Origin of the sequence: Mycobacteroides chelonae CCUG 47445 (assembly GCF_001632805.1) — a bacterium.
Lineage (GTDB): Bacteria > Actinomycetota > Actinomycetes > Mycobacteriales > Mycobacteriaceae > Mycobacterium > Mycobacterium chelonae.
The window spans coordinates 2,114,561-2,141,338 of sequence record NZ_CP007220.1 but is presented as its reverse complement, the minus strand read 5'-3'; the positions used below and the strand labels follow the sequence as shown (position 1 = coordinate 2,141,338).

The 26,778-nt window shown below is 63.7% G+C and carries 23 protein-coding genes; 5 read left to right on the top strand and 18 right to left on the bottom strand.

Annotated features, from left to right (window positions below):
- Window positions 1-7: 7 nt before the first annotated feature.
- Window positions 8-844, bottom strand: a complete 837-nt coding sequence (locus tag BB28_RS10585) for a tRNA (adenine-N1)-methyltransferase (RefSeq protein WP_030095598.1) — start codon at window positions 842-844, stop codon at window positions 8-10.
- 297 nt (window positions 845-1,141) lie between these two features.
- Here BB28_RS10585 and BB28_RS10580 point away from each other — a divergent pair, with 297 nt between their 5' ends.
- Complete coding sequence (locus BB28_RS10580) at window positions 1,142-2,491, top strand: DEAD/DEAH box helicase (protein WP_046255733.1); 1,350 nt, start codon at window positions 1,142-1,144, stop codon at window positions 2,489-2,491.
- 21 nt (window positions 2,492-2,512) lie between these two features.
- On the opposite strand, the gene BB28_RS10575 is transcribed toward BB28_RS10580, so the two are convergent.
- Together BB28_RS10575 and BB28_RS10570 are read right to left on the bottom strand one after the other, a co-directional pair.
- Window positions 2,513-3,433: an acyl-ACP desaturase gene (locus tag BB28_RS10575; protein ID WP_030095596.1), complete on the bottom strand. Its 921-nt coding sequence runs from the start codon at window positions 3,431-3,433 to the stop codon at window positions 2,513-2,515.
- Window positions 3,434-3,528: 95 nt separating this feature from the next.
- Window positions 3,529-5,496, bottom strand: coding sequence for a CocE/NonD family hydrolase (locus BB28_RS10570; protein WP_046253483.1), 1,968 nt, complete (start codon window positions 5,494-5,496; stop codon window positions 3,529-3,531).
- A 172-nt stretch (window positions 5,497-5,668) separates the two neighbouring features.
- Between BB28_RS10570 and BB28_RS10565 the strand changes: the two genes are divergently transcribed.
- Both BB28_RS10565 and BB28_RS10560 read left to right on the top strand, forming a co-directional pair.
- A complete protein-coding gene (locus BB28_RS10565) occupies window positions 5,669-6,559 on the top strand; it encodes a RecB family exonuclease (RefSeq protein WP_046253482.1) in 891 nt (296 codons plus the stop codon).
- Window positions 6,556-7,365 (top strand): thioesterase family protein, encoded by an 810-nt coding sequence (locus tag BB28_RS10560; protein WP_046253481.1) that lies wholly within the window; start codon window positions 6,556-6,558, stop codon window positions 7,363-7,365. Before BB28_RS10565 ends, BB28_RS10560 begins: the two co-directional genes overlap by 4 nt.
- Before the next feature lie 8 nt (window positions 7,366-7,373).
- On the opposite strand, the gene BB28_RS10555 is transcribed toward BB28_RS10560, so the two are convergent.
- Both BB28_RS10555 and BB28_RS10550 read right to left on the bottom strand, forming a co-directional pair.
- Complete coding sequence (locus BB28_RS10555) at window positions 7,374-8,036, bottom strand: MOSC domain-containing protein (protein WP_046255732.1); 663 nt, start codon at window positions 8,034-8,036, stop codon at window positions 7,374-7,376.
- A 22-nt stretch (window positions 8,037-8,058) separates the two neighbouring features.
- Complete coding sequence (locus BB28_RS10550; protein ID WP_046253480.1) at window positions 8,059-8,724, bottom strand: TetR/AcrR family transcriptional regulator; 666 nt, start codon at window positions 8,722-8,724, stop codon at window positions 8,059-8,061.
- Between the two features lie 129 nt (window positions 8,725-8,853).
- On the opposite strand from BB28_RS10550, the gene BB28_RS10545 reads away from it, so the two are divergent.
- Together BB28_RS10545 and BB28_RS10540 are read left to right on the top strand one after the other, a co-directional pair.
- On the top strand, window positions 8,854-10,254 hold the full coding sequence (locus BB28_RS10545; protein WP_046253479.1) for a cytochrome P450: 1,401 nt from the start codon (window positions 8,854-8,856) through the stop codon (window positions 10,252-10,254).
- Between the two features lie 34 nt (window positions 10,255-10,288).
- Entirely contained in the window at window positions 10,289-10,966 is a 678-nt protein-coding gene (locus BB28_RS10540) for a nuclear transport factor 2 family protein (RefSeq protein ID WP_046253478.1), read from the top strand.
- A 4-nt stretch (window positions 10,967-10,970) separates the two neighbouring features.
- Here the strand turns inward: BB28_RS10540 and BB28_RS10535 are convergent, their stop codons facing one another.
- The 13 genes from BB28_RS10535 to nuoD all read right to left on the bottom strand — a co-directional run bounded on the left by BB28_RS10535 (window position 10,971) and on the right by nuoD (window position 26,756).
- A complete protein-coding gene (locus tag BB28_RS10535) occupies window positions 10,971-11,624 on the bottom strand; it encodes an ABC transporter permease (RefSeq protein ID WP_046253477.1) in 654 nt (217 codons plus the stop codon).
- 100 nt (window positions 11,625-11,724) lie between these two features.
- Entirely contained in the window at window positions 11,725-12,966 is a 1,242-nt protein-coding gene (locus BB28_RS10530; protein ID WP_046253476.1) for a fatty acid desaturase family protein, read from the bottom strand.
- Window positions 12,967-13,151: 185 nt separating this feature from the next.
- A complete protein-coding gene (gene nuoN, locus BB28_RS10525) occupies window positions 13,152-14,750 on the bottom strand; it encodes an NADH-quinone oxidoreductase subunit NuoN (RefSeq protein ID WP_046253475.1) in 1,599 nt (532 codons plus the stop codon).
- Window positions 14,747-16,345, bottom strand: a complete 1,599-nt coding sequence (locus BB28_RS10520; RefSeq protein WP_075874184.1) for an NADH-quinone oxidoreductase subunit M — start codon at window positions 16,343-16,345, stop codon at window positions 14,747-14,749. The genes nuoN and BB28_RS10520 overlap by 4 nt, the downstream gene beginning before the upstream one ends.
- Window positions 16,339-18,204 carry an NADH-quinone oxidoreductase subunit L gene (gene nuoL / locus BB28_RS10515; protein ID WP_046253474.1) on the bottom strand — a complete coding sequence of 622 codons (1,866 nt, stop codon included), beginning with the start codon at window positions 18,202-18,204 and terminating at the stop codon, window positions 16,339-16,341. The genes BB28_RS10520 and nuoL overlap by 7 nt, the downstream gene beginning before the upstream one ends.
- 13 nt (window positions 18,205-18,217) lie before the next feature.
- A complete protein-coding gene (gene nuoK / locus BB28_RS10510; protein WP_030095583.1) occupies window positions 18,218-18,517 on the bottom strand; it encodes an NADH-quinone oxidoreductase subunit NuoK in 300 nt (99 codons plus the stop codon).
- Window positions 18,514-19,260: an NADH-quinone oxidoreductase subunit J gene (locus BB28_RS10505; RefSeq protein ID WP_046255730.1), complete on the bottom strand. Its 747-nt coding sequence runs from the start codon at window positions 19,258-19,260 to the stop codon at window positions 18,514-18,516. The genes nuoK and BB28_RS10505 overlap by 4 nt, the downstream gene beginning before the upstream one ends.
- An 11-nt stretch (window positions 19,261-19,271) precedes the next feature.
- Entirely contained in the window at window positions 19,272-19,808 is a 537-nt protein-coding gene (gene nuoI / locus BB28_RS10500) for an NADH-quinone oxidoreductase subunit NuoI (RefSeq protein WP_052740205.1), read from the bottom strand.
- Entirely contained in the window at window positions 19,801-21,078 is a 1,278-nt protein-coding gene (nuoH, locus tag BB28_RS10495; RefSeq protein ID WP_225422021.1) for an NADH-quinone oxidoreductase subunit NuoH, read from the bottom strand. Before nuoH ends, nuoI begins: the two co-directional genes overlap by 8 nt.
- Window positions 21,075-23,459: an NADH-quinone oxidoreductase subunit G gene (locus BB28_RS10490; protein WP_046253472.1), complete on the bottom strand. Its 2,385-nt coding sequence runs from the start codon at window positions 23,457-23,459 to the stop codon at window positions 21,075-21,077. Before BB28_RS10490 ends, nuoH begins: the two co-directional genes overlap by 4 nt.
- Window positions 23,456-24,760 (bottom strand): NADH-quinone oxidoreductase subunit NuoF, encoded by a 1,305-nt coding sequence (gene nuoF, locus BB28_RS10485; RefSeq protein WP_046255728.1) that lies wholly within the window; start codon window positions 24,758-24,760, stop codon window positions 23,456-23,458. Before nuoF ends, BB28_RS10490 begins: the two co-directional genes overlap by 4 nt.
- Window positions 24,760-25,488 (bottom strand): NADH-quinone oxidoreductase subunit NuoE, encoded by a 729-nt coding sequence (gene nuoE / locus BB28_RS10480; protein WP_046253471.1) that lies wholly within the window; start codon window positions 25,486-25,488, stop codon window positions 24,760-24,762. The genes nuoF and nuoE overlap by 1 nt, the downstream gene beginning before the upstream one ends.
- On the bottom strand, window positions 25,485-26,756 hold the full coding sequence (gene nuoD / locus BB28_RS10475) for an NADH dehydrogenase (quinone) subunit D (protein WP_225422042.1): 1,272 nt from the start codon (window positions 26,754-26,756) through the stop codon (window positions 25,485-25,487). The genes nuoE and nuoD overlap by 4 nt, the downstream gene beginning before the upstream one ends.
- Between the last annotated feature and the right edge of the window lie 22 nt (window positions 26,757-26,778).

The window sequence follows — 26,778 nt, the reverse complement described above, 5'->3', positions numbered from 1 at the left end:
GACAGCGCTAGCTCGGTAGGCGCTTACGCCGCAGCGGTGTCGGAGTGATGGTGCCCGGTGCCAGACGACGCGCACTGACCAGGAACGCGGTATGCCCGCGCATGCTGTGCTCCGGACGCACCGCCAGCCCGACAACGTTCCAGCCGCGCTGCATCGACTCCCAGGACCGCGGTTCGGTCCAGCATTGCTGTTCCCGCAGCGCCTCGACCACGCGCGACAGTTGCGTGACGGTCGCGACGTAAACGATGAGCACGCCACCGGGAACCAGCGATTCGGCCACCGCGGGCAAAGTCTCCCAAGGCGCCAGCATGTCCAGAACCACCCGGTCCACCCCACCGGCATCGGCAGCCCGCTCGGCGAGATCACCGATCACCAGCTCCCAGTTGTCGGGTTGCTCCCCGAAAAATGCTGTGACGTTTCGCACAGCATGTTCGGCATGATCCTCACGAATCTCGTAAGAGATCACCGTCCCCTCGGGTCCCACCGCGCGCAGCAGCGAGCAGGTGAGCGCGCCCGAGCCCACACCGGCCTCCAGAACCCGCGCGCCCGGGAAGATGTCGCCGTCATGAACGATCTGCGCGGCGTCCTTCGGGTAGATCACCTGCGCACCACGCGGCATCGACAACACGTAGTCGATCAGCAAAGGACGCAGCACCAGAAACTGGTCACCGTTGGTCGACTTCACCACGCTGCCCTCGGGGATGCCGATCACCGTGTCATGTGTGATGGCGCCGCGATGGGTGTGGAACTCCTTGCCCGGCTCGAGCACCATCGTGTAGTGCCGCCCCTTGGGGTCGGTCAGTTGCACACGATCGCCCACGACAAAGGGCCCGGTCCGAGTCATGCGCTCACCTTGCCAGGTGCGTATCGCGCACCGCGAACTGGGCAGGCCTTGCAGGTAAAACGGGGTCACCCACCAATGTGTTTCGGCACACACGATTTAGCTCTAGAGGCCAAAGGCACGTACTGTCATGGATAAGCGCCACCGTGCGCCTGCGTCGTAGATCATTCTTTCGTCAGCCAGTCCGCTGATTTCAGGCTTTTCTCACGGCGATCGATGTTGCCCATTGGCAATCTCGCCATCTCGAAGCCTCGAAAGGCGTCACTTCTCATGTCTTCAACCACATTCGCGTCACTCGGCGTGCCCGCAGTACTGGTCCGCGCTCTGCAGCAGGGCGGCATCGACGCCCCGTTCCCGATCCAGGCCGCCACCCTGCCGGACACACTCGCCGGTCGTGATGTGCTGGCCCGCGGCAAGACTGGCAGCGGCAAGACCCTCGCGTTCTCCATCCCCGTCGTCGCACGCATCGCCGAAGGCACCCGAGTGCCGGGCCGCCCGCGGGCACTCGTGCTCGCTCCGACTCGCGAGCTGGCGACCCAGATCAGCGCAGTCATCGAGCCGCTGGCGACCGCCTACCGCATGAAGGTCACCACCATCTTCGGCGGTGTCTCGCAGCACCGTCAGGTTCAGGCGCTCAAGGCCGGCGTCGACATCGTGGTCGCCTGCCCTGGTCGGCTCGATGACCTACTCAAGCAGCGCCACCTGACTCTGGACGGCGTTGAGATCAGCGTTCTGGACGAGGCCGACCACATGGCAGATCTCGGATTCCTGCCCGTCGTCACGCGGCTGCTCGCCGCGACCCCGAGTTCCGGTCAGCGCCTGCTGTTCTCGGCCACCTTGGATAACGATGTCGACAAGTTGGTCAAGCGATTCCTGCACTCCCCCTCCGAGCATTCGGTTGATCCCGTCGATTCACCGGTGGCCGCGATGACACACCATGTGTTCACGGTCAGCGGCCCCGACGCCAAGCGTGAACTTGTGAACACGCTGGCCTCCGGCACCGGACGGCGCATCCTATTCATGCGCACCAAGCACCACGCCAAGCGGCTCGCACATCAGCTCAACCAGTCGGGTATCCCGTCAGTTGACTTGCACGGCAACCTCTCTCAGGGCGCACGCGACCGTAACCTGGCCGCCTTCGCGAACGGCGAAGCACGGGTGCTGGTGGCAACGGATGTCGCTGCCCGTGGGGTGCACGTCGACGATGTCGCCCTCGTCGTCCACGTCGACCCTCCTGCCGAGCACAAAGCGTACCTGCACCGTTCAGGCCGCACCGCGCGTGCCGGCGGCACCGGCGACGTGGTCACGGTGGTACTGCCCGAGCAGCGCCGCGATGTCACACAGCTGCTGCGCAAGGCCGCCATCACCGCCACGCCCCAGCAGGTGACGGCCCATTCCGATGAGGTCAAGACCTTGGTGGGCGAGGTGGCTCCGTATGTGAAACCCGCTCCCGCACAGAAGGCCAACGGCTCCGCCACCGCGAACGGCCAGCGGTCGCACCGACCCCGCGGCGGCGCCGACGGACGTCCGGCACGTGCGCCACGGCGCGGCGGACAGGGCCAAGGCCGTCAGGGCCAGGGTCAAGGTCAGGGGCGTCAAGGCCAGGGACAGCGATCCGCCCGCAGGGCGGGCAACAGCGCCTCCCGGTAACCGGGAGGCGCCGGCGATTACCTACACCCGCGCCGCGGCGCGGATCGCCGCCTTCTCCTCGTAGTACTTTGCGCGCTCATCTACGGCGGCAAGGAATTTCACGAGAGTGTCGCGGGCCTGCTCCCCCTCGGCTCCGATATCGGAGCGTTCGAAAACCCGCCAGAACCTCAGGATGGGTTGCAGAACCTCGTCGTGATGGATGCGCAGGTCGTAGATCCCCGCTTTCGCGATGGCTATCGCGTTCTGCGCGAATCCCGCCATCCCCATACCCGGCATCGCGAAACCGACGATTTCCTTGCAGATTGCCTGCATCGCGGCGTCGGGTTCGATATCGAGTGCCGCCGACATGAGATTGCGATAGAAGACCATGTGCAGGTTCTCGTCCAGCGCGACGCGCGCCAGCAGCTGATCGGCGATGGGGCAGCCCGAGGCCTTGCCCGTGTTGCGGTGAGATATCCGCGTGGCCAGCTCCTGGAACGAGACGTAAGCCAGCGCCTCCAAGGGCGTCTTGTCCCCTGAGTCGTAACCGGCGATGGTGTGCGCCATGCGCATTGCTTCGAGGTTGCTCGGGTCGACACCACGGGTGACCACCAGATAGTCGCGAAGTGCGATGCTGTGCCGCCCTTCCTCCGCCGTCCACTGGCCCACCCAGGTTCCCCATGCGCCGTCTCGCCCGAATCTCGTGGCGATCTCACGGTGATATGACGGCAGGTTGTCCTCGGTCAGCAAATTGACGATCAACGCCGCCTGGGCGATCGGATCGAGCGGGCTATCCTCCGGTTTCCAGTCCTCTCCGCCCAGAAATGCGAAGTCCCGGCCCCTGCTCCAGGGCACGTAATCATGTGGGGCCCATGGCCGCGCGGCGCTCAGGTGCCGCTCGAGATTCGCCTCGACAACGGGCTCCAGCTCGGTCAGTAATCGTGTTTGCAGTCCGGTCACCATCTCGTCCACCTCTCTATTAGGCCTACCGGGATCCGTAACCTACGGTACCGTAAGTTACAGAAAAAGTAGATGAGAAGTTGGTGAACTGGCGAGGACTACGCGGCCCCGGCCCCGGTATCGAGAATCACGGGTGCCACCAGATAACTCGGCTGGCCGGGGTCCAGGAGCAGCGCCTGCCCGTGGCGGCTCGCCCACAGCTCCGGAATGGACGGTATGTATCTCGGCAGACTGGCCGCCGCGATGACGACCCGCAGCCGGTGCCCCGCTGCGATCACCGCATCTACCTCGGTGAGATCGATGTCGAGAGTTGTTGGCACGCCGGGTTGCACCCGAAGGGTCGATCCCTTACCGGTGGGATGCCAGGGCGATAGGTAGTCACCGTCCGCGGTACGCAGACTCTTGTCCTCATCCACCCCGCGGCGCGATGCCAGCAGGGCGCCCTCGGCCAGCATCCGGGAGAAGCCGTCGGGCGCCACGTCCGTCACCGATACGACCCAAAATGCCTCTGTACCTATCGCTTTGGTGTGCAGATGAAGGTTCAGCGCCCCGGAGATCACCCACGGACGCACAGCGGGGCTGCTGGTGAAGGTGAGCGCGCCGCGCTCGAAGTAGCGCGAGTCCTTGAGCCCGGGCGTACCCAGCACGGCGGTGATACCGGCCGTCAGCCGGGAGGTCGTGGGTGATTTCAGCAATCCCATCCGCCGGCGAAGGAGGTGCTCGGTCTTGTTGAGCGGCACAGCACCCGTCAACGACCCGTCGAACGTCGAACCAGCTCCTACCCCTGAGGGTTCGGCATCCAAATAGAATCGTTGCGGCTCGGCTTCGGGCCGCGGATAGACGTCCAGGGTGTGCCAACCGCCATTTTGCTGTTGCAGCGTGAGTGGACCGTAGCTCTCCATTCCGTTGTCAATACCCTTGAGCCACTTGTCAAACCACGCGCGCTGCAAGACGTCCAGCCGGGGCGGTCCACCTTCGCGGCCGAGCTGTGAACCCGGGGACCCGTGGTAACCCTCATTGATGACGACCTGAAACCTACCGCCCTCCACTGCGGCTCGGCGATGGATACGCAGGGCGGCCGGACCGAAGATGTCGTCCCACGCCCCATAGACAAACGTCGGAATCTCGATGTCCTCGAACCGGGGACTGATCTGCTGGAAATACTCGTCGTTGTCGATCAGCGCACCCGAGCCACGCAAGCCCTCGAAGATGTACCGCACCACACGATTCAGCGGTGCGCGCAACCGCCCCGCGAGCCAGCCCATGCCGACGCCGCCACGCACCACGTCCGATGGCGACGGTAACCACTTTCCCAACGCAACGGCAAGCATCCAAACGGGCAGGAAGAATGTCTGCGCCCCGCCGGTTTTCATGAGGTCGCGGGAGATGTCACTGACCGGCTCGACCGCGAATACCGCACTGAGACCCGGCACCCGGTTGCCGGCGGCCTGCAGCGCGTTGATCGAACAGTACGAGATGCCGTACATGCCGACCGAACCGTCGCACCACGGCTGGGTCTGCGCCCAGGCCACCACCTCGGCGGTGTCCCGCTGTTCGAGATCGTTGAACATTCCCCAGTCACCGGACGAGGCACCGGTGCCGCGAACGTCGACAACCACCTGGGCGTACCCACTACGGATCAGCGAGTCGTTCACTCCGAACGTCGTCAAGCCACCACCGGGAATCGCCCGCGCCAGCTCGGCGAGCTCCGACAGGCGCGGATTCCTGGGCGGCGCGGCCGGCACGGTGATGCCGAATCGGTGCAGGCCGCGCAGCAGCCATGCCGCCAGGTGAGTAACGGATTTGTTGTAGGGGGTGAGGTTGAAGAGCACCGGCACCGGGTCATTGACCGGGGTCCCGTCGGCATTGGCCGGACGGAACACCTGGGCCTTGAGCACGGTCCCGTCGGACAGAGGTATCGAGACATTGGGAGTGAAGGACACCCGGGAGTACCGACTGGGTCCATCGGCCAGCGCGGTCCACCGCTCGGCGAGTTCGGAACCGGCGAGCCCGGTGTCCTTCATCTGCGGGCTGTCCAGCGGGCTTCGATGCTTTGCCGTCGTCACTGCGCATTCCTCTCGCGTGGGGCTTCGTCGCCCCATGGCCAATGAGAGGTTGACGTTACTTCGAGTACGGATATTTTGGGGACGACTTGTGACATGTGTTGAACGGAGCTCACCAGCTTTGTGCCCGGCGTGGCGTCAGCACCTGTCGGACCCGATGCCTAGGCTGCCAACCATGAAGGAGACCACGCAGAACCGGCCCCCGCGTCGGCCCGCGCTGTCCCCTTCACGCGCCAGCGACTTCAAGCAATGCCCGCTGCTGTACCGGTTCCGCGCGATCGACCGCCTCCCCGAACCGCCATCGACAGCCCAGGTGCGGGGCAGCCTCGTGCATGCCGCCCTGGAAGATCTCTACGCCCGGCCCGCAGCCGATCGCGAGTACGCCACCGCTGCCGGACTGGTGGAGCCCGCGTGGGAACGCCTCGTGGAATCGAACCCCGAACTCGCGGCGGTGGTCGAGACCGAGCGCCTTCCGAGTTTCCTCGACGAGGCACGCGATCTGCTGTCGGGCTATTACCGGCTTGAAGATCCCACCCGATTCGATCCCGACAGTTGCGAGGAGCGCGTCGAGGTCGAGCTGTCCGACGGCACGATGCTGCGCGGATTCATCGATCGCATCGACATCGCCCCCGGGGGCGCGATGCGTCTGGTCGACTACAAGACCGGACGCGCACCGCGCGCCTTGTTCGAAGCCAAGGCGTTGTTTCAGATGAAGTTCTACGCCGTCGCGTTGTACCGCATCCGCGGGGTGGTGCCGCGACGGCTGCGGCTGCTGTATCTATCCGATGGCGAGGTTCTCGACTACACACCGGACGAGGCAGAGCTGCTCAAGTTCGAGAAGACGCTGATGGCGATCTGGCGAGCGATTCAGAACCTCGGCCTCACCGGCGACTTCCGGCCCAATCCCTCCCGGTTATGCGACTGGTGTGCCCATCAGTCGCTGTGCCCCGCATTCGGCGGCACGCCGCCGCCCTACCCGGGCTGGCCCTCCGATTACGGTGTCTCCGATACTGATATCGAAGATGCCGAAGCCTCCGCGACCGCGATCCCGGGAGATGCCGCATGACGTTGGACCTGACGGGCTGTTACTACCGGCGATTAGACGCCGACGGCGAGTTCCAGGTGTTCGAGTCCACCGAGTTGACCGCCAGCGGATGGGGGCCGAACCTGCAACACGGCTCTCCCCCGATGGCGTTGCTGCTCAAGGCCATCGAGGAACTGCCGGAGCCACGCGAAAGCCTGCGGATCGGCCGCGTCGCGCTCGACATCCTCGGCCCGGTTCCGCTGGAGCCGGTGCGCGTACGGGCATGGATCGAACGGCCGGGTCGCCGCATCGCGCTTGCCGTGGCAGAGATGGAAGCCTGCGCCAATGGCGGCTACCGGGTGGTCGCGCGAGCCAGCGCGTGGCTGTTGGCGACATCGGTGACCGCCGATAAAGCCAGCGACCGATACCCACCCTTGCCCGAGTACCCACCCGGCCCCACACCACCGGCCTTCGGCTTCGAGGGCTCTAACTACTCGAAATCGGTTGATTTTCAGTGGTTTTCGGTGCCAGCGGGAGAGCCGCAAGTTGCCTGGATGCGACCACATGTGCACATCGTCGACACCGAGCCCACCACCGGATGGCAGCGACTGGCGTCGGTCATCGACTCCGCGAACGGCATCGGCGCCGTACTCAACCCCCTGCGGTTCGTCTACATGAACACCGACACCGTGATGCACGTCCACCGCATTCCTCAAGGCGACGAGTTCGGCGTCCGCGCCCGGATGTCGGTCGGACCCGACGGCGTCGGCGTGACCACCGCGGAAATATTCGACCGCCGCGGCTACATCGGCTCCAGCGCACAGACGGTCCTGGTGCAGCGGCGGTAGGTTACGGGCTACGCCGATCCGCTTCTACGCCTGACCGTCTCCTTGACGTGCTCCGGCAACGCGGGAGCATCGAGAAGCCGCGGAAGCAACTCGGATTCGAGTGTCAGCGCGCGGAACGCAAGTCCCACGGTCACATCGTGCCCCGGACGATTCTTGACGGCGATGCCGTCACCCTTTCGCACCATCCCGGGTGAGATCACCCGGAAGTACGCGCCGGGGATCGCTTGCGCCGTAAAGGTTTTAACCCACCCGCGCAGGTCAAGCCAGGCCGCGAAGGTCCGACACGGTATGCGCGGTGCGGACACTTCCAACACCAGCCCGCCGTCACCGATATGCCACTGCTCACCGATGAGCGCGCCGGTCACATCGATCTCGCGGGTGGTCAGGTTCTCCCCGAACTGGCCGTTCGCCAGCTCTCGGCCGAGAGTGCCCTGCCACCAGTCCAGGTCCTCGCGGGCGTATGCATACACGGCTTGGTCGTCGCCACCGTGCACGCTCGTATCTCCGATCGCGTCACCGACCAGGCCGCTGCCCGCACCCTCAACCGTGCCGCCCGGCGCGCAGACGGCTATCACCGAATCGGTGGGATGTTTGTCGATACCGGTGCGCGTTGGTCCACCTGCCGGATTCGACCGCAGCTGGCCCACGTTCACTGTCAAAACCGTAGCCACCACACCAGGATACGGAGCGCGCCTAACGGGCGGCACGCATGAGGGGTAGCAGATATCGGCACGCGAACTCGCGCGTGTTTTCGTCGGTGTCGGTCGGCACCAGTGCGGAAGGGTTCACCAGAAACGTCGACGTCAGCCGCAGCGCCAGGTCGAGCGCGCGCTTCACCGCAGGAATGGGATAGTCCTCATCGGCCAGTAGTTCCGCGATCACCGCAAGCAGACCCTGGTACCCGGACGCATTGACATCAAAGACATTCCGCGAGAACGATTCGGCGTCGAATTCCTTGAGCGCCATCACCAATGGATGATCACGCGCCTCGCGCATACCCATGACAAATGCCTCGACCATTCTGTCCTCGGCGTTCGATAGGGGCGCGAGCGCAGCCTGTGCCCTCATGAAGAATTCGGTCGTCTCCCGAACCAGCACGGCGGCAACGATGTCTTCCTTGTCTCCACACTTGCGGTACAAGGTCGGGCGGGACACACCAGCGCGGCGTGCGATATCCCCGACAGCGGTGCGAGCGATCCCGTGGGCAACGAATTCCTCGCGCGCGGCATCCAACAAATGCGAGGTCGCCACATTCGTGTCGGACAGGGTTCCGGTGACCAGCTGCCGCAGCAACGAGTCGATCTCTACCACGGACCCGATAGTAACGGCGGGGACCTGCGAAACCTCGCTGCGACGCACAGCCCCTCCGTTCAGTACATCTAGCTGGTGTTTGAATCAATGAATTACTTTTGATTCAGTATTGCATGACGATCGGATCGGCCATACACTTCGCCACCAGAATCACCATTCCGCAGAGAAGAGGCAGCCATGCGCGTCACCGGCACGATCTCCCCCGCACAGGAATCACCGCAGACCCCGGGATCCCGACTTGCCCCGCGCCTGCCCTTGCATCGGGCCGCACTGCTGGGACTGAGCTGTCTGGGTGACCCGTTTCGGCTGCCCTACCTGCTACTGCCCAAGATCGCGAATCGATACGGCGACATCGTCCGCCTCTTCACGGGCCCGAGCCCCGCGCTCACAGTCACCCTGATCAACCATCCCGAGTACATCGACCATGTGTTCACCCGCCACCACGACCGATACGCCAAGCACGAGGCCACCATCGAATTGGTCTCCGGGGAACCGGCCGCCCTCCCCTTGCTCGAGGGCCAGGAATGGAAACGAGTCCGCACCGCCTTCAATCCCTACTTCGGCGAACGCGCACTGGCTGCTGCGACCCCGCTCATGATGGAAGGGATCACCGATCGAGTCGACGCCTGGTCACGCCATGCGGCCAGCGGGCAACCCGTGGATCTCGAACATGAACTCGGCGCGGTCGTGATGGACGGACTGATGCGCTCGATGTTCAACGTTCAGCTCGGCCCCGACGAGATTGATCATGCGGTCGACGGCGCACGTCGGTACGGCCGCTACGTCATCAGCCGGGTCGCCATGCATTATCTGCCCGGCTGGATGCCAAATCCTCTGCGTCGCAGTGGCGAACAGTCCAAGGCTGAGCTGTTCGGCATCCTCGACCGCTTCGTCGACGAACGGAAAGGGTGCCCGGTTTCCGACTCGCCCGATCTCGTGGATGCATTGGTCGGGCTGGAATTCGAGGGCTGCCCACAGACACAGGACCGGCGACGGCGCTCCGAAGCCGCCGGATTGGTGTTCGCAGGATTTGAAACCACCGCCGCCGCGCTGGCCTGGACCATCGCACTGCTGTGCCGCAACCCGATCGCTCTCGGTAAGGCATATAAGGAGATTGACGCACTCGGCGGAAAGACGTTGGAGTACGACGACCTAGAGAACTTGAAGTATCTGAGGGCATGTTTCGATGAGGCACAGCGCTTCCAGGCCGCACCCGCCAACATCCGAACGGCCGTCCAGGACGACGAGATCGGTGGCTATCTCATTCCGCAAGGTTCACAAGTCGTGATCACGCAATACGCACTGCAGCGCGATCCGCGGTTCTGGAAGGACCCGGAGACGTTCAATCCCGAACGATTCCTGACCGACAAGATCAATCGGAATGCGTTCCTGCCGTTCAGTATCGGACCACGCAAGTGCATGGGCACCAGGATGGCCTACATCGAGGGAACCCTGGTCCTCGGAACCATCTTGCAGCGCTACGCATTCCAGATCCGCGATGGCTGGACACCCCGGCACCGAGTGCGAGTCTCCACCGGCCTGGCCGGCGGCCTCCCGACGCGGCTCCTCACCCGCTGAGCCATCACACAGTTCCCACAACGAAAGGAAAAAGATGAGCAGGTTGGAAAAGTTGGGCCCCTCACCGGAACACGCGCAGTATCAGGCGCTCATGCCGGAGTTCTGGAAGAAGGTGCGGCAGCAAGAAAAGAACGACATCGAGCGCGGACTTCCTGCCCAGGGCCGAACAGAGTTCGCCTACACATGGTTTGATGCCTGGGCCGAGCAGGACATCAAGAAGATCGATTACTGCATCGCCGACGAGTGTAGCTACATCGACAGCACGACCTTCCAGGAGAACAGACTCGGACGTCAGTTCACGATCGACAACTGCCAGGCCGCCTTCGACGTCTTCCCCGACTTTGCGTTCTACCCACAGGACGGAACCAACCGGTCACTGCCCTACTGGGACTACTTCGACGACCAGTGGCGGGTGACCATTCCGTGGCGAGGTATCGGCCGCATGATAGGTGAGACCATCGAGCCCAACACCGGAGCCACACTCAAGGGAACCGGCCGTTGCCTGAATTTCATTGGTATCGACCGCTATACACTGACCGAAGACTTCAAGATCACCCACATCGACACCGACTGGGACATGCTTTACGGTGCCGCACAGCTCGCGGGGTTAGGCTCCCTCATGCGCAGCCAGGGGCTTCAAAGGATCGGGCTGCGTGCCGCCAGCCTGGTCGCACCGGTGTTCCGTCTGGTTACGCTCCTAACCGCCAGGTGAACCGCTACGCGGCGGTGACACCTCGGTAGCAGGCGATGAGGCCCGCGATAAGCCCAAGGGCCGCAGCCTCGATGATCACGATCAGCACATTCACTGGACTCAACAACTGCGTCAAATTCTCGATGAAAAGACTCAACGGAGTGTGCTTGCCGAACGCCGAGAAGAAGTAGACGCCCGCTGCTCCAGCGGCTATGAAGGCCAACGGCACCGCCGCGACAGCGGTGGCGAGCACGCGCGGGACGACGTACCCGTGTGTGATGTCGATACCGCTGCTGCGCATCGCGCCGATCTGCTCTTGGATCCGTGCGGAATCAGCTTCGGCGAACACCACTGTCGCGCCGGCGGCCGCAGCCACCAGGACTGCGTGCGCGGGGAATCCCGTCGGGCCGAACACCAAAGCCTCCAGAACAAGCACGATCACCACCGCCAGCGGTATCGCCACCATGCACATCGGCAGCACCGAGATTCTGGCTATCGCGCCCACCTGCCGGAGGAACTCGCGCCCGGCGGGCGGCCGAGTCAGCGCGGCAACGAGCACGTCCCGCGTCATCGCCAGGAAGCCGGTCAGTGTGCGTGCCGGCTTCTCGACAGAACCCGAGGTCAGGGCATTCCCTCGGCCCACTTCGGTTGCCGCCGGGGCCTCTGCGTACGTAGTCACACATCACTGCATAGCGCGTTCCGCCCACATCCGCGGCGGAATCATCAACATCACCAGGGTGGGTTCGCATCGCCGGTGGCGTGATCGGCCACCCAGAAAACTAGACGGACACCTTGGTGCGGCGCCGCTCACGCACCATGGCGATGGCGGTCTTGAGCCCGCGACGCGGAACTGAGTTCGCCTCGGCCACGGGCGGTTCTAAGACAACGAACATGCGCTCACTACGAGTCTCCGGTGCATTGTCCGCGGTCGCATGTAGGAACCGATCCGGCAACGAGAGTTTGGCAATGGTGCGCCAGGTCTTCGCATACTGGAACAGCATCGATCCGGTGGTGTACGGCAGGTCATAGCGATCGCAGATCTCCCGTACCCGTAGCGAGATCTCATGCAGCCGGTTGCTCGGCAGATCCGGGTAGAGATGATGTTCGATCTGATGACACAGGTTGCCGCTCATCAGTCGCATCGTTGGACCCGCATCGAAGTTCGCGCTGCCCAGCAGCTGGCGCAGATACCACTGACCCCGCGTCTCGTTCTCCATGTCGGTCACGGAGAACTTCTCCGCACCGTCCGGAAAATGCCCGCAGAAGATGACGGCATTGGACCAGAAATTGCGGATCAGGTTGGCCGTCGCGGTGGAGGTCAGCGTCGAGCGGTAAGTCGCCCCTGGCGAGAGCGCCGTGATCGCCGGGAACGCGACGTAATCCTTGAAGACCTGCGCGCCTGCTGAGACAACCAGTTCGCGTACCCGCTGCTTGGTCGCCTCGCGAGTTTCCTTTGTCCAGATCTTCCGGAATTCCAGGTGCTGCAGGGCGATTCCCCACTCAAAACCAGCAGCGAGGATGAAGTTGAGCGGCAGGTTCAGGAGGTTGCGCACCTTCCACGACTCGTCGCGCGTGACCCTGAGGATCCCGTAGCCCACATCGTCGTCCAGATCCAGGATGTTCGTGTACTTGTGGTGCTCGACGTTATGCGTGAATCGCCAGTGCTTGGAAGCACCTGCCATATCCCATTCCCACGTCGAGGAGTGGATCTCGGGATCGTTCATCCAGTCCCACTGCCCGTGCATGACGTTGTGGCCGATCTCCATGTTCTCGATGATCTTGGCAACGGCCAACGTCAGCGTGCCGGCCCACCATGCGGAGCGCTTCTTGCTCGCCGCCAGCAGCGCACGGCCGGTCAACTCGAGCGCGCGTTGCGCGGCGATGGTGCGCCGGATATAGCGGGCGTCGCGCGTACCGCGCGACTCCTCGATCTCGCGCCGGAGCCCATCGAGCTCAACGGCCAAGTTCTCGACGTCCTCGCTGGTGAGATGCGCGAATGCCGAGATGTCCGTGATTGCCATCGGCCTCCTTCCGCGCCCACGATACCTTTACCCTACGGTCCCGTAGGTTACTCGTCGGTAAATGGACACGCCACAGGTGGTGACAACCAGACCACGGTGGGTGTCGACACGCCGCATTTGCACGGATCAGAGGCGTGTCGGCACCGAAGACGGCGTGTCGAAACACCGGTGGCCCGTGATCGGCTTCACGGAACGAAGTGAGCGAGATTTCCGACCAGATCAAGCAGTGGCTGCGGCACTATCCCGAGCAGAACCGTGACGAGTGCACTCACTCCGATCGATATCGCCACCGCCGGACCGGGGATCCGAAGCACCCCGGAGTGCTCGACCGGATCGGCGAAGAACATCAGCACGATCACCCGCACGTAGAAGTAGGCGGCGATGGCACTGCACACCACACCCACCACCACCAGCGGCACGGCGCCACCGGATGCGGCGGCCTCGAACACCGCGAACTTACTGACGAATCCACTGGTCAGCGGAATGCCCGCGAATGCCAGCAAGAACAAGGCGAAGACGATGCCGAGCACGGGTGATCGGCGGCCGATTCCTGCCCACCGACTCAGATCGGTGATCTCTTCGTCCTCATCCGGTCCGCTGTCGCCGTCGCCGGACCGGACCAGCCCGGCAATGGCGAATGCCCCCACGGTGCTGAAACCGTATGCCGCCAAATAAAACAACGTCGACGACACACCACGTTCATTGGCGGCCGTGACCCCGGTCAGCAGAAATCCGGTGTGCGCCACCGCGGAATAGGCCAACATGCGTTTGACGTCGGTCTGCGTGACGGCACCGATCGATCCGATCAGCATGGTGGCGATCGCCACCGCCCACAGCACCGGACGCCAGTCGGCCGTGATCCCCGGCAGCGCGACATACAGAACCCGAAGCAACGCGCCGAAAGCCGCGATTTTGGTGGTGGCCGCCATGAATGCGGTGACCGGGGTCGGCGCCCCTTGGTAGACGTCGGGGACCCAGAAATGGAAGGGCACCGCCCCCACCTTGAACAGCAGACCCACCGAAAGCATGGCCACACCGAGCAGCAGGAATGACCGCTCGCCGGCATCGGCGCTGACAGCCCGCGCGACAGCGTCGAGTTCGACTGTCCCGGCGTATCCGTACACGAAGGCCGACCCGAACAGAAAGAACGCCGACGAGAAGGCACCGAGTAGAAAATACTTGAGTGCCGATTCCTGGGACAGCAGCCGGCGTCGTCGGGCCAGCGCGCACATCACGTACAACGGGAGTGAAAACACCTCCAGGGCAACGAACATCGTCAACAGGTCGTTGCAGGCGGGGAACAGCATCATGCCCGCGATCGCGAACAGTGTCAGCGGGAAGATCTCCGTTTGCGTAATACCGGTACGATTCAGGACCCCCTCCGGCTCGCTGCCCGGAACGCTGGACGCCTGCGCGGCGAAGGCGTCCAGCCCGCCGCCGACGGCGACCGTGCTGGGAAGGGCCACAGCTGTTCTGCGCTGCGCCATCACCGTCAGTGCCAGGCCGGAGGCCACCAGGACGAGCCCCTGCAGATAGAGCGTGGGGCCGTCTATCGCCACGGCGCCGTTCATGACGACTTCACGCGTACCACCCAGCGCCACCACGGCCGCAAAGGAGGCGAAGATACCCCCGGCGGCCAGCGCCAGCTGAGTCGTGAGCCGTTGCCGTCGCGGAACGAACGCCTCGACGAGCACGGATACCACCGCGACCCCAAACATGATCAGCATGGGAGACAGCGCACCGTAGGCGATCGGCGGCGTGAGAAGAATCCCGATATCGGTCATCGTCGCTCACCTTCGCCGTGCCGGAGGGCAACATCGGCCACCGCAGGCGGCGGATCCTTCTCGTTGACGGTGCGCAGCGTCTGTTCCACCGCCGGATTCACGATATCCAACAGTGGCTTGGGGTAGATGCCCAGCACGAGAAGCATTGCGATCAACGGCGCCACCACGGTGAGTTCACGGCGCTTCAGATCACCGATGCTCTCATTTCCCGGCGCCAACGGCCCCGTCATCATCCGCTGATACATCCACAACACATAGATGGCGGCCAACACCAACGCGATCACCGCACACGCCGCGGCCGCCGGGTATCGCGTGAATGTTCCTATCAGCACGAGAAACTCGCTGATGAACGGTGCCAATCCGGGCAGCGACAGGGTGGCCAGCCCGGCCACTAAGAAGGAGCCGGCAAGAACGGGTGCCACCTTCTGCACTCCCCCATAGGCCGCGATGAGTCGAGAGCCTTTGCGAGACACCAGAAATCCCGCCACCAACATCAGCGCCGCGGTGGAGATGCCGTGGTTGACCATGTATAACGTCGAACCTGATTGCCCCTGGCTGGTCATCGCGAAGATGCCCAGGATGATGAACCCGAAATGCGATATCGAGGTGTAGGCGATCAGTCGCATCACATCGGTCTGACCGATCGCCACGACGGCGCCGTAAACGATGCCGATGACCGCCAGCGTGATGATCACCGGGGTGAAGTATCTGCTGGCCTCGGGGAACAGCTGAATGCAGTACCGCAGCATTGCGAAGGTACCCACCTTGTCCACGATCGCCATCATGAGCACCGCACTGGCCGGGGTGGCGTGCACGGCAGCATCGGGCAGCCACGTGTGAAATGGCCAGAGCGGGGCCTTGACGGCAAACGCGAACATGAACCCGAGGAAGAGCGCCTTCGCGACACCCGGATCGATCCCGAGCGCGCCGGTGGCGACCATCTCGGTGATATCGCGCAGATCGAACGTGCCGGTCTGGCTTCTGGCGGTGACCACGTAGAGACCGATGACGGCCGCCAGCATGATCAGGCCGCCAAACAGGTTGTACATCAAGAACTTCACTGCCGCGCGCGAGCGCTGCTTGGCGTCAGAATGCGTGCTCCCGAATCCCCCGATCAGGAAGTACATCGGGATCAGCATGGCCTCGAAGAAGATGTAGAAAAGCAGCACGTCCAGGGCGGAGAAGGACAGCAGCACCATCGATTCCACAATCAGGATCAGGGCGATATAGCGTTGTGCCAGAGGCCGATTTCCGTATCCGGGCGCCTCTGCGCCGTCATTCCATCCGGCCAGCAACAGCACGGGCAGCAGGCCCGCGGTCAGCAGGACCAGCGCGAGCGCGATCCCGTCGAGCCCCACTGCGTACTTCATCCCGAATGCGGGTATCCAGGATATCGATTCGACGAACTGATATTGGGGCCCTGCCGGGTCGAACGCAATGGCTAGCCCGATCGCGACGACCAGTACCAGTAACGAGGCACTCAATGCCACATACTTGGCCAGCGTCCGCTGGCGACCCGGCATGATCAGCACCGTGGCGGCGCCTAACAGGGGAATGAACCACAGAGCTGTCACGGCACCCACGGCGCTCACCACCTCACTGCCATCAACACGGCGACCACCACAGCCGCTCCGGCACACATGGACAACGCGTACGAGCGGACATGGCCGGTCTGTAGACGACGCACCCAGTCCGACACCGCGCCCAGGGTTGAGGACACCGCGTTGACAAGGCCATCGACCCAGCGGTCGTCCGTGAAGACCAGCCCCCGGGCGAGACGCTGCCCGGGGCGCATGAACACCGCCTCGTTGACGGCATCGCCATACAGATCCCGGCGAGCGGCGACGGTGAGCGCCGAACCCCGGGGAGCCGACTCGGGTACGTCGGCGCGGTACATCCGATAGGCCACACCAACGCCGCAGAGCACCACCGCGACGGTGACGAGGCTGATGACCCAGGCTGGAACGGGTAACTCACCGTGGTGCGCACCCACGACCGGTTCTAACCAGTTCTGTAATGCGCCTCCGAAGCTGAGCAAGAATCCCGCACTCACCGACCCGATCGCGAGCACCATCATCGGCCACGTCATCACCGACGGTGATTCGTGTGGATGCGCGTCCGGTTTCCAACGGCGGGCGCCGAAGAAGGTCAGCAGCATGACTCGAGTCATGTAGAACGCCGTAATCCCGGCGCCCAGTAGTGCTGCCGATCCGAGCAGGAATCCCCCGGCACCGCCGTGTCCGAAGGCGACCTCGATGATCTTGTCCTTCGAGTAGAACCCGGCAAACGGTGGAACTCCAATGATGGCAAGGTATCCCAGCCCGAAGGTGACAAAGGTGATCGGCATGGCGGCGCGCAGCCCGCCATAGCGGCGCATGTCGGTTTCCTCGTTCATACCGTGCATGACCGAGCCCGCACCGAGGAACAGCCCGGCCTTGAAGAAGCCGTGTGTGAGCAGGTGCATGATCGCCACGGCGTACCCGGCGGGGCCGAGCCCGGCCGCCAACACCATGTAGCCGATCTGCGACATGGTGCTCGCGGCCAGGGCCTTCTTGATGTCGTCCTTGGCGCAGCCGATGATCGCTCCGAAGAGCACGGTAACGGCGCCCACGATCACCACCGCGACCTGTGCGTAAGGTGCGCGTTCGAAGATCGGCCCGGACCGGGTGATCAGGTAGACACCCGCGGTGACCATGGTGGCGGCGTGGATGAGCGCGGACACCGGGGTGGGGCCTTCCATCGCATCGCCAAGCCAGGACTGCAGCGGCACCTGAGCCGATTTTCCGCACGCCGCCAGCAGCAGCGCCAATCCAATTGCGGTGTTACGACTCTCGCCCGCCGCACCGGCCGACCCGAGTACCTGGGCAAAGCCGACCGAGCCGAACGTCGCGAACATCAGCATCATGGCCAGGGCCAGGCCCATATCACCGACGCGGTTGACGATGAAGGCCTTCTTGGCGGCAACGGCGGCCGATGGCTTCTGGTACCAGAAGCCGATCAACAGGTAGGACGCCAGACCGACACCTTCCCACCCGACATACAAACCCAGGAAGTTGTCGGCGAGTACCAGCAGCAGCATGGCCGCCAGGAAGAGATTCAGGTAGCCGAAAAACCTTCGCCTGTCGGGATCATGCTCCATGTACCCGATCGAGTAGATATGGATGAGTGAACCCACTCCGGTAATCAGCAGCGCGAAACACACGGACAGCTGGTCGAGGGTGAGCCCGAAATCGATGTGCAGCGCCCCAACCGGAACCCAGGTGAAAAGAGTCTCCTGCACGGCTCGCTCGGCACCCGTTCGGCCAAGCATGCCGATGAACGAAACGACCGCGACAAGAAACGATGCGAGTGCCGTCGCGCAACCCAGCAGATGACCCCAGGCGTCACCCCGACGGCCGACGAGCAGGAGTACGGCCGCACCCGCCAGCGGCAACGCCGGCATGAGCCATATCACGGGGACTTCCCTCCTAGAGTTTCAACAAATCGGCGTCGTCGACCGAGGCCGACCTGCGGGTACGGAAGATAGTCATGATGATCCCCAGCCCCACAACCACTTCCGTGGCCGCTACCACCATGGTGAAGAACGCGATGACCTGGCCGTCGAGGTTCCCGTGCATCCGGGCGAAAGTGACGAATGCCAGGTTGGCCGCATTGAGCATCAGCTCGACGCTCATGAAGACCACGATCGCGTTGCGGCGCAACATCACGCCGGCAGCCCCGATGGTGAAGATGAGTGCGGCCAGGTAGAGGTAGTTGGCGGGATTCACCGGGCCTCCATGTCCCGCGGGGTAAGCACGCCGCTGACCGACAATTCGGAGAAGGATCCGTCGGGAAGCAGTGCAGGTACATCCACGGCGTTATGCCGGGCGTAGACGCCCGGATTGGGCAACGGTGTGGCCCGGTCTCCATGTTGAAAGCGCCGGATTGCCAACTCACGCTGGCCGCCGGTCTGCCCCAGCTTCTCGCGATGCGCCAGCACCATCGCCCCAATCGTCGCGGTGATCAGGAGAGCGCCGGTGAGTTCGAAGGCCCAGAGGTAGTCGATGAAGATTCGCTCGGCCAAACCCTCCACGTTGCCGCGGCTGTTGACCTGATCGAGCCCGACGAAGACTGTCGTGGAAGCGTTTCCAATACCCGCGATAGCCAGGATCCCAAATCCCAACCCGGCGGCGATCGCACCCACCCGCTGCCCCGGCAGGGTCTCCACCAAAGAATCCGAGGAATCCACGCCCACGAACATGAGTACGAAGAGGAACAACATCATGACCGCGCCGGTGTACACCACCACCTGGGCGACGCCGAGAAACAATGCTCCCTGGGCTACGAAGAAGACCGCGAGAATGACCATCGTCATGGCGAGGAAGATCGCCGAGTACACCGCCTTGGGCGCCGCGATCACACCGAGTGCACCCAGCACCGCGATGACGCCAAGTACCCAGAACGTCACCGCCTCCCACGTCGGTGTGCGGGATAACCCCTCGGCGGCAAGCGCTGCCACCTGACCGGCCATGAAATCCGGGCTCACCTGGCGTCCTTCCCGGCCTGCGGCAGGTTACCGAGGTAGTAGTCCGTGTCGGTGGTTCCCGGGTACATCGCGTGTGGGGGTGGCGCCATACCGGGCTGCAGCGGTGCCAGCAGCTTGTCCTTGCCGTAGATGAGGTCGGCGCGGTTGTCGTCGGCCATCTCATAGTCGTTGGTCATGGTCAGCGCGCGAGTCGGGCACGCCTCGATGCATAGCCCACACCCGATGCACCGCAGATAGTTGATCTGGTACACCCGGCCATACCGCTCCCCCGGCGAGAAGCGTTCCTGCTCGGAATTGTCGGCGCCCTCAACGAATATGGCATCGGCCGGGCACGCCCAAGCGCATAGCTCGCAACCAATGCATTTCTCCAGCCCATCGGTATACCTGTTGAGTTGATGCCGCCCGTGATAGCGCGGCGCGGTGGGCTCCTTCTTCTCGGGGTACTGCTCGGTGAGCGGTTTCTTGAACATGGACGAGAAGGTCACCCAGAATCCCGCCATCGCGTCGACAGAACGTCGTACAACATCAGGCATGTGCATCCTCCTTAGTGGTCGAGAGCGGGTCCGCGTCGAGGAGCTGCCCGGGCAGCGGTGGCACCGGGAAGCCGCCGGCCATCGGATCGAAGCTCTTAGCCAACACCGGTTTTGGCGGTTCAGTGCGTCGGGCGAGCACACCCACCAGCGCGATACTGCCGATCGAAACCACGAGACCGGCGACCCCGAGAATGATCGAGGGGTTTCCGTATCCGTAGAGGGCCAGCGCCTGCACCACTCCGACAACGACGATCCATACCAGCGCCACCGGGATCAGGACCTCCCAGCCCAGCCGCATGAACTGGTCATAGCGCAGCCGCGGCAACGTGGCGCGCAACCACATGAACAGGAACATGAAGCCCCAGACCTTGGCGACGAACCACAGCACCGGCCACCAGGAGCTGTTTGCTCCATCGATCAGGCTCAACGGCCAGGGGGCATGCCACCCTCCAAGGAACATGGTTGCCGCCAGACCGGAAACCGTTGCCATGTTGATGTATTCGGCGAGCATGAACATGGCGAAGCGCAGCGAGGAGTACTCGGTATGGAAGCCGCCGACCAGCTCGCCTTCCGCCTCGGGGAGATCGAACGGCGCCCTGTTGGTCTCGCCGACCATAGCGGTCACGTACACCAGGAATGATGGCAGCAGCAAGAATACGTACCACCGGCCGGCTTGCGCAGCAACGATTCCCGAGGTCGACATCGTCCCGGCCAGCAGGAACACCGCCGCGAATGTCAGACCCATCGCGATCTCATAGGAGATCACTTGCGCGGAGGAGCGCAATCCACCCAGCAGCGGGTAGGTGGATCCGGATGCCCAGCCCCCCAAAACAATCCCGTACACGCCTACGGAAGTAACCGCCAGCACGAACAGAATCGCCACCGGGAGATCGGTCAGCTGAAGTGGGGTGCGATGCCCGAAGACCGAGACGACGGGGCCGAACGGAATGACGGCGTATGCGACGATCGCCGGCACCACCGAGATGATCGGCGCGAGGAGATAGATCGGCTTGTCGACCCCGGCTGGGGTCAGGCCCTCCTTGAGCGCCAGTTTCACGCCGTCGGCCAGGCTCTGCAACAAGCCGAAGGGACCCACCCGATTGGGGCCGATTCGACGCTGCATCCAGGCAAGCACCTTGCGCTCCACAAGAATGGCGACAAGCACGGTCAGAACCAGAAAAGCGAATACCGCCACGCATTTCACGAAGACCAACCAGAGTGGGTCAATCCCGAACTGGGAGAGCACAGCCGAACCGTCCGTCTGCCTCACGGTGCGACCTCGATTCGCACCAGTTGTCCCAGTGCCGGACCGAGCTGCTGATGAACCTCCGACCCGACAGAACGCATGGGTACCCACACCACCCTGTCGGGCATCTCGGTTATCCGCAGCGGCAACGTTATCGAACCCTGGATCGACTCCGACAGACTGCGTATCGTCACCGATTCGCCGTCTGCGGCACCGATCTCGCTTGCGGTCACCTCAGATAACCGCACCTGTGCGGTGTGTGCTGTCCCGGCAAGGAACGCCTCGCCGTCTTGCAGCCGACCGGCATCCAGCAGCAGCCTCCACGAGGCCAGCACCGCCTCTCCCGCCACGGGCTGGGGTCTGGCGGTCGCGCGTACCGGTCCCGGGGTTTCCCGCGCCCCCTCCCAGGGCCCGATATCCGCAAGCTCGGCGAGTGCCCGGTTTTCGTCGTTCAGCCCGATCGGGCGATCCATCCGCGCGGACAGCGCGGCGAGCACCCTGAGGTCATCGAGAGCATCACTGGTGTCGAGAGTCGCCTGGAAGGGCCTCAGTCTGCCTTCCCAGTTCACGAAGCTGCCGGATTTCTCGGCGACGGCCGCAACCGGAAGAACCACATCGGCGAGCTCGGTGACAGCGCTGCGACGCATCTCCAGACTGACGACGAACGCGCTCTTGAGTGCGCCGATGGCGGCGGCGGGATAGGGCAGATCGGCCAGCTCCACGCCACCGATGAGGAAGGCGCCGAGTCCATTTCCCGGATCCAGCATGCCCGCGGCATCGAGTCCGGGCATGTCGGGCAGCGCGATCACACCCCACTTGTCCGCGACGTAGCGCCGTGCCGCGCTGTCGGATACCGGATGCCCGCCCGGTAACAGCCTCGGCAGTGCTCCCGCCTCCAACGCGCCGCGCTCGCCGGCCCGTCGCGGAACCCACACCAGCGTCGCACCCGTTCTGTCGGCCAGCCGGGCTGCCGCGGACAGTGCTCCGGGCGTTGACGCCAGTCGCTCTCCCACCATGATCACGGCACCCGGCCGGCGCAGTAACTCAGAATCGGCCAGGCTCGCCATCGTTTCCGGCTCGGCCCCGGGAACTGTGGCAATCACGTCGGCCGAGAGCTTGGTGGATCCCCGGCTGACGAAGGGTGCGATGGTCAGCACCTTGAGACCCCGTTTACGTACCCCCTTGCGTAACCGCAGGAAGACAATCGGAGATTCCTCTTCAGGCTCGAATCCCGCGAGCAGGACCACCGGCGCGGACTCCAAAGCCGCATAGGTGCGTGTCAGCCCGTGCCCGGCGACGCCCGATCCCAGGAACGCGGCCTCTTCGGCGCTATGTGCGCGGGCCCGGAAGTCGATGTTGTTGGTGCCCAGCACCATGCGAGCGAATTTGACGTAGGCGTAGGCGTCTTCGACGGTGAGCCGCCCACCGGTCAGGACCCCCGCGTTGGCGCCGGCATCCGCCAAACCCTTTGCGGCGAACTCTAATGCCTGTGGCCATGATGCCGCCACCAGGTCCCCGGACTCGTCACGTATCAGCGGATTGGTGACGCGGTCCCGTGCCGTGGCATAGGCGAACGCCCAACGCCCCTTGTCGCAGTTCCATTCCTCGTTCACTTCCGGATCGTCACCAGCCAGGCGCCGCAACACCTTTCCACGCCGATGGTCGGTGCGCTGCGCGCATCCGCTCGCACAGTGCTCGCATACGCTGGGGGTGGACACCAGATCGAATGGACGCGCACGGAACCGGTAGGCGGCACCGGTGAGAGCGCCAACCGGACATATCTGCACGGTGTTGCCGGAGAAGTACGACTCGAAGGGCTCGCCGTCCGCGATGCCAACCTGTTGTAACGCACCACGTTCGAGCAGCTCGATGAAGGGGTCGCCGGCCACCTGCTGTGAAAAACGGGTGCACCGAGCGCACAGCACACAGCGTTCCCTGTCGAGCAGCACCTCGGTGGATAGCGGAATCGGCTTGGGAAACGTGCGTTTGGCCTCGGTGAATCGGGTCTCAGAGCGACCGGTCGACATCGCCTGGTTCTGCAGTGGACACTCCCCACCCTTATCGCAGACCGGACAGTCGAGCGGATGGTTGATCAGCAGCAGCTCCATCACACCGCTCTGCGCCTTCTGCGCCGCCGCGGAGGTGACCTGGGTATGGACCACCATGTCCTCGGCAACGGTGGTGGTACAGGCGGCCAACGGCTTACGCTGCCCCTCCACCTCGACCAGGCACTGGCGACAGGCACCCACCGGATCGAGCAACGGGTGATCGCAGAACCTGGGAATCTGCACGCCTATCAGTTCGGCGGCGCGAATCACCAATGTGCCCTTAGGCACCGAGACGCTGTGTCCGTCGATGTTGACGGTAACGAAGTCGGTGTTGATGGCTGGTTCTGTGGCCGTCATCGACCTACCTCCCCGAATACGGTGCTAGCCGCCGAATCGAAGGGACACCCATTCTCCAGGTGTGCCTCATACTCTCCGCGGAAGTACTTGAGCGAGGACATGATCGGGCTGGCCGCACCATCTCCGAGAGCACAGAAAGACTTGCCCAGCACGATGTCCGAAATATCCAGAAGCTTGTCGAGGTCTTCGGCGGTACCGTCGCCGGATTCCAGTCGCCGCAGAATACGCACCAGCCAATAGGTGCCCTCGCGACAGGGCGTGCACTTGCCACAGGACTCGTGCGCATAAAACTCGGTCCACCTCAGCACTGCGCGCACCACACACGTGGTGTCGTCGAATATCTGTAATGCCTTGGTGCCCAACATCGATCCGGCGGCGCTCACCCCTTCATAGTCGAGTGGGACGTCCAGATGCTCGGCGGTGAACAGTGGTGTCGACGAACCACCGGGAGTCCAGAACTTGAGCCCGTGACCGTCCCGCACTCCCCCGGCCAGCTCCAGGAGCTCTCGCAGCGTCACGCCGAGCGGGGCCTCGTACTGTCCGGGAGTGCGCACATGCCCGGACAACGAATACAACGTGAATCCAGGGGATTTCTCCGAACCCATGGTCCGGAACCACTCGGCGCCGCGCCGCAGGATGACCGGCACGCTCGCGATCGACTCGACGTTGTTGACGACCGTCGGGCTGGCATACAGACCGGCAACCGCGGGAAACGGGGGACGCAGCCGTGGCTGGCCGCGACGACCCTCCAGCGAGTCCAGGAGCGCGGTTTCTTCCCCGCAGATGTAGGCACCCGCACCGGCGTGCACCACCAGTTCGAGATCGAAACCGCTGTCAAGAATGTTGCGACCGAGATATCCGGCCTCATAGGCCTGGGCCACCGCGGTCTGCAGTCGCCTGATCACCGAGATCACCTCACCACGCACATAGATGAAGGCATGCGCGGCGCGGATCGCGTAGGCGGCGATGACGATTCCCTCGATGAGGGTGTGTGGCGTCGCCAGCATCAGCGGAATGTCTTTACAGGTACCGGGTTCGGATTCGTCGGCGTTGACCACCAGATAGTGCGGCTTGCCATCACCCTGGGGAATGAAGGACCATTTGGTGCCTGTCGGGAATCCGGCACCTCCTCGTCCACGCAGCCCGGCTTCCTTGACCACACCGATGACCGCGTCCGGTTCCATGCTCAGCGCGGCGCGCAGGCCCTGATATCCGTCATGACGCAGATACCCGTCGAGAGTCCACGAGTCGGCCTCATCCCAGTACTCGGACAGGACCGGGGAGAGAATAGAGGAAGTCATCACACCTCCTTCTGCACGTTCCGCTGTACATCCCGGGCCAGTCGCAGCCCGGCCAGCGTCGGGTTCCCGGCCCGGGCGGCGGCCACCGCGTCCGGCCGGTCGTCGGCGAACCCGGCCAAGATCCGGGCGGTCTGTCTGAACGTGCATGGCGGAGCACCGCGCGGGGGCTCGGGGATTCGGCCCCCTCGGAGCCCGTTCACCAGATCTACAGCCCCGTCCGGGGTCTGGTTATCGAAGAACTCCCAGTTGATCATCAACACCGGCGCGTAGTCGCAGGCGGCGTTGCACTCGACATGCTCGAGCGTCACCTTGCCGTCCTCGGTGGTGCCTCCTGGTGCCACGCCAAGCTCGTCGACCAATCGCGTCAAGATCGCGTCACCACCGAGCACCGCACACAACGTGTTGGTGCACACCCCGACGAGATAATCCCCGGTCGGTTCGCGCCGGTACATCGAGTAGAAGCTCGCCACCGCGGTGACCTCGGCGGCCGTCAATTCCACTTGCCCGGCGCAGAATTCAATTCCCGCCATGGTCACATACCCGTCCTCGGACTGCACGAGATGCAGCAGCGGCAGCAACGCCGACCTACGACTCGGGTACCGGTCGAGAACCTCCTTGGCGTCGATGGCAAGCCGGGAAACCACCTCCGGCGGATAGCTTTTGCGCCCGGCGAAGCAGCCCTCGTCCTCCGGCGGACGGCTCCCGAGTTCGACGAACACTTCACTCACCGGTCCACCCCGCCCATCACCGGGTCGATGCTCGCCACCGCGGCTATCAGGTCGGCCACCATTCCGCCCTCACACATCGCCGACACCGACTGCAGATTGGTAAAGGACGGATCGCGGAAATGCACACGATAGGGCCGGGTTCCACCATCACTGACCATATGGACCCCGAGCTCGCCGCGCGGCGACTCGACGGCGACGTACACCTGCCCGGCGGGCACGCGGATCCCCTCGGTCACCAGCTTGAAGTGATGAATAAGTCCTTCCATCGAAGTCCCCATGATCTTGGCGATGTGCTTGGGTGAGTTACCCAGTCCATCCGGGCCCGAGGCCAGGTCCGCGGGCCACGCAATCTTCTTGTCATCCACCATGACCGGTCCCGGCCGCAACCGGTCAAGACACTGCTGGGCGATCTTGATGGACTCGTGCATCTCCTTGACCCGAATCAGATATCGCCCGTAAGAGTCGCAGTCCTCATGGGTGATGACCTCGAAGTCATAGTTCTCATAACCGCAGTACGGCTGTGCGCGCCGCAGATCGTGAGCGAGCCCGGTGGCACGCAGCACCGGACCGGTGATACCCAAGGCCATACACCCGGTCAGATCCAGGTATCCGACACCCTGGGTCCGCGCCTTCCAGATGTAGTTCTCGTTCAACAGGTTTTCCATATCGCGCAACCTGCCCGGCAGAATCTTGAGCAGATCGCGCACCTCTTGTTCGGCGCCATCGGGCAGATCTTGTGCCAACCCGCCCGGCCTGACGTAGGCGTGATTCATGCGCAGGCCGGTGACTGCTTCGAAAACCTTCAAGATCATCTCGCGTTCCCGGAAACCGAGGAACATCGCGGTCATCGCCCCGAGTTCCATACCGCCCGTGGCCAGTGCGACCAGATGGGAGGAGATGCGGTTGAGCTCCATCATCAACACCCGAATCACGGTGGCCCGCTCCGGGATTTCGTCGGTGATGTCAAGCAGCTTCTCAACCCCCAGGCAATAGGCGGTCTCGTTGAAGAAAGGTGACAGGTAGTCCATCCGGGTCACGAAGGTGACACCCTGCGTCCAGGTCCGGTATTCCAGATTCTTTTCGATACCGGTGTGCAGATAGCCGATTCCGCAACGTACGTCGGTAACCGTCTCCCCCTCGATCTCCAGGATCAAGCGAAGCACGCCGTGGGTCGATGGATGCTGCGGGCCCATGTTGACGACGATTCTCTCGTCGCTGGCTTGGGCAGCGGCACTGACGATCTCGTCCCAGTCCTGCCCACCGGCCATGAGATGAGTCTCGGGCTGTGCT

Coding starts and splice junctions, on each gene's coding strand:
- BB28_RS10585 (WP_030095598.1), bottom strand. CDS start 844: ATGACTCGGACCGGGCCCTTTGTCGTGGGCGATCGTGTGCAACTGACC.
- BB28_RS10575 (WP_030095596.1), bottom strand. CDS start 3,433: ATGGTGACCGGACTGCAAACACGATTACTGACCGAGCTGGAGCCCGTT.
- BB28_RS10565 (WP_046253482.1), top strand. CDS start 5,669: ATGAAGGAGACCACGCAGAACCGGCCCCCGCGTCGGCCCGCGCTGTCC.
- BB28_RS10560 (WP_046253481.1), top strand. CDS start 6,556: ATGACGTTGGACCTGACGGGCTGTTACTACCGGCGATTAGACGCCGAC.
- BB28_RS10545 (WP_046253479.1), top strand. CDS start 8,854: ATGCGCGTCACCGGCACGATCTCCCCCGCACAGGAATCACCGCAGACC.
- BB28_RS10540 (WP_046253478.1), top strand. CDS start 10,289: ATGAGCAGGTTGGAAAAGTTGGGCCCCTCACCGGAACACGCGCAGTAT.
- BB28_RS10530 (WP_046253476.1), bottom strand. CDS start 12,966: ATGGCAATCACGGACATCTCGGCATTCGCGCATCTCACCAGCGAGGAC.
- nuoN (WP_046253475.1), bottom strand. CDS start 14,750: ATGACCGATATCGGGATTCTTCTCACGCCGCCGATCGCCTACGGTGCG.
- BB28_RS10505 (WP_046255730.1), bottom strand. CDS start 19,260: ATGGCCGGTCAGGTGGCAGCGCTTGCCGCCGAGGGGTTATCCCGCACA.
- nuoI (WP_052740205.1), bottom strand. CDS start 19,808: ATGCCTGATGTTGTACGACGTTCTGTCGACGCGATGGCGGGATTCTGG.
- BB28_RS10490 (WP_046253472.1), bottom strand. CDS start 23,459: ATGACGGCCACAGAACCAGCCATCAACACCGACTTCGTTACCGTCAAC.
- nuoF (WP_046255728.1), bottom strand. CDS start 24,760: ATGACTTCCTCTATTCTCTCCCCGGTCCTGTCCGAGTACTGGGATGAG.
- nuoD (WP_225422042.1), bottom strand. CDS start 26,756: ATGGCCGGTGGGCAGGACTGGGACGAGATCGTCAGTGCCGCTGCCCAA.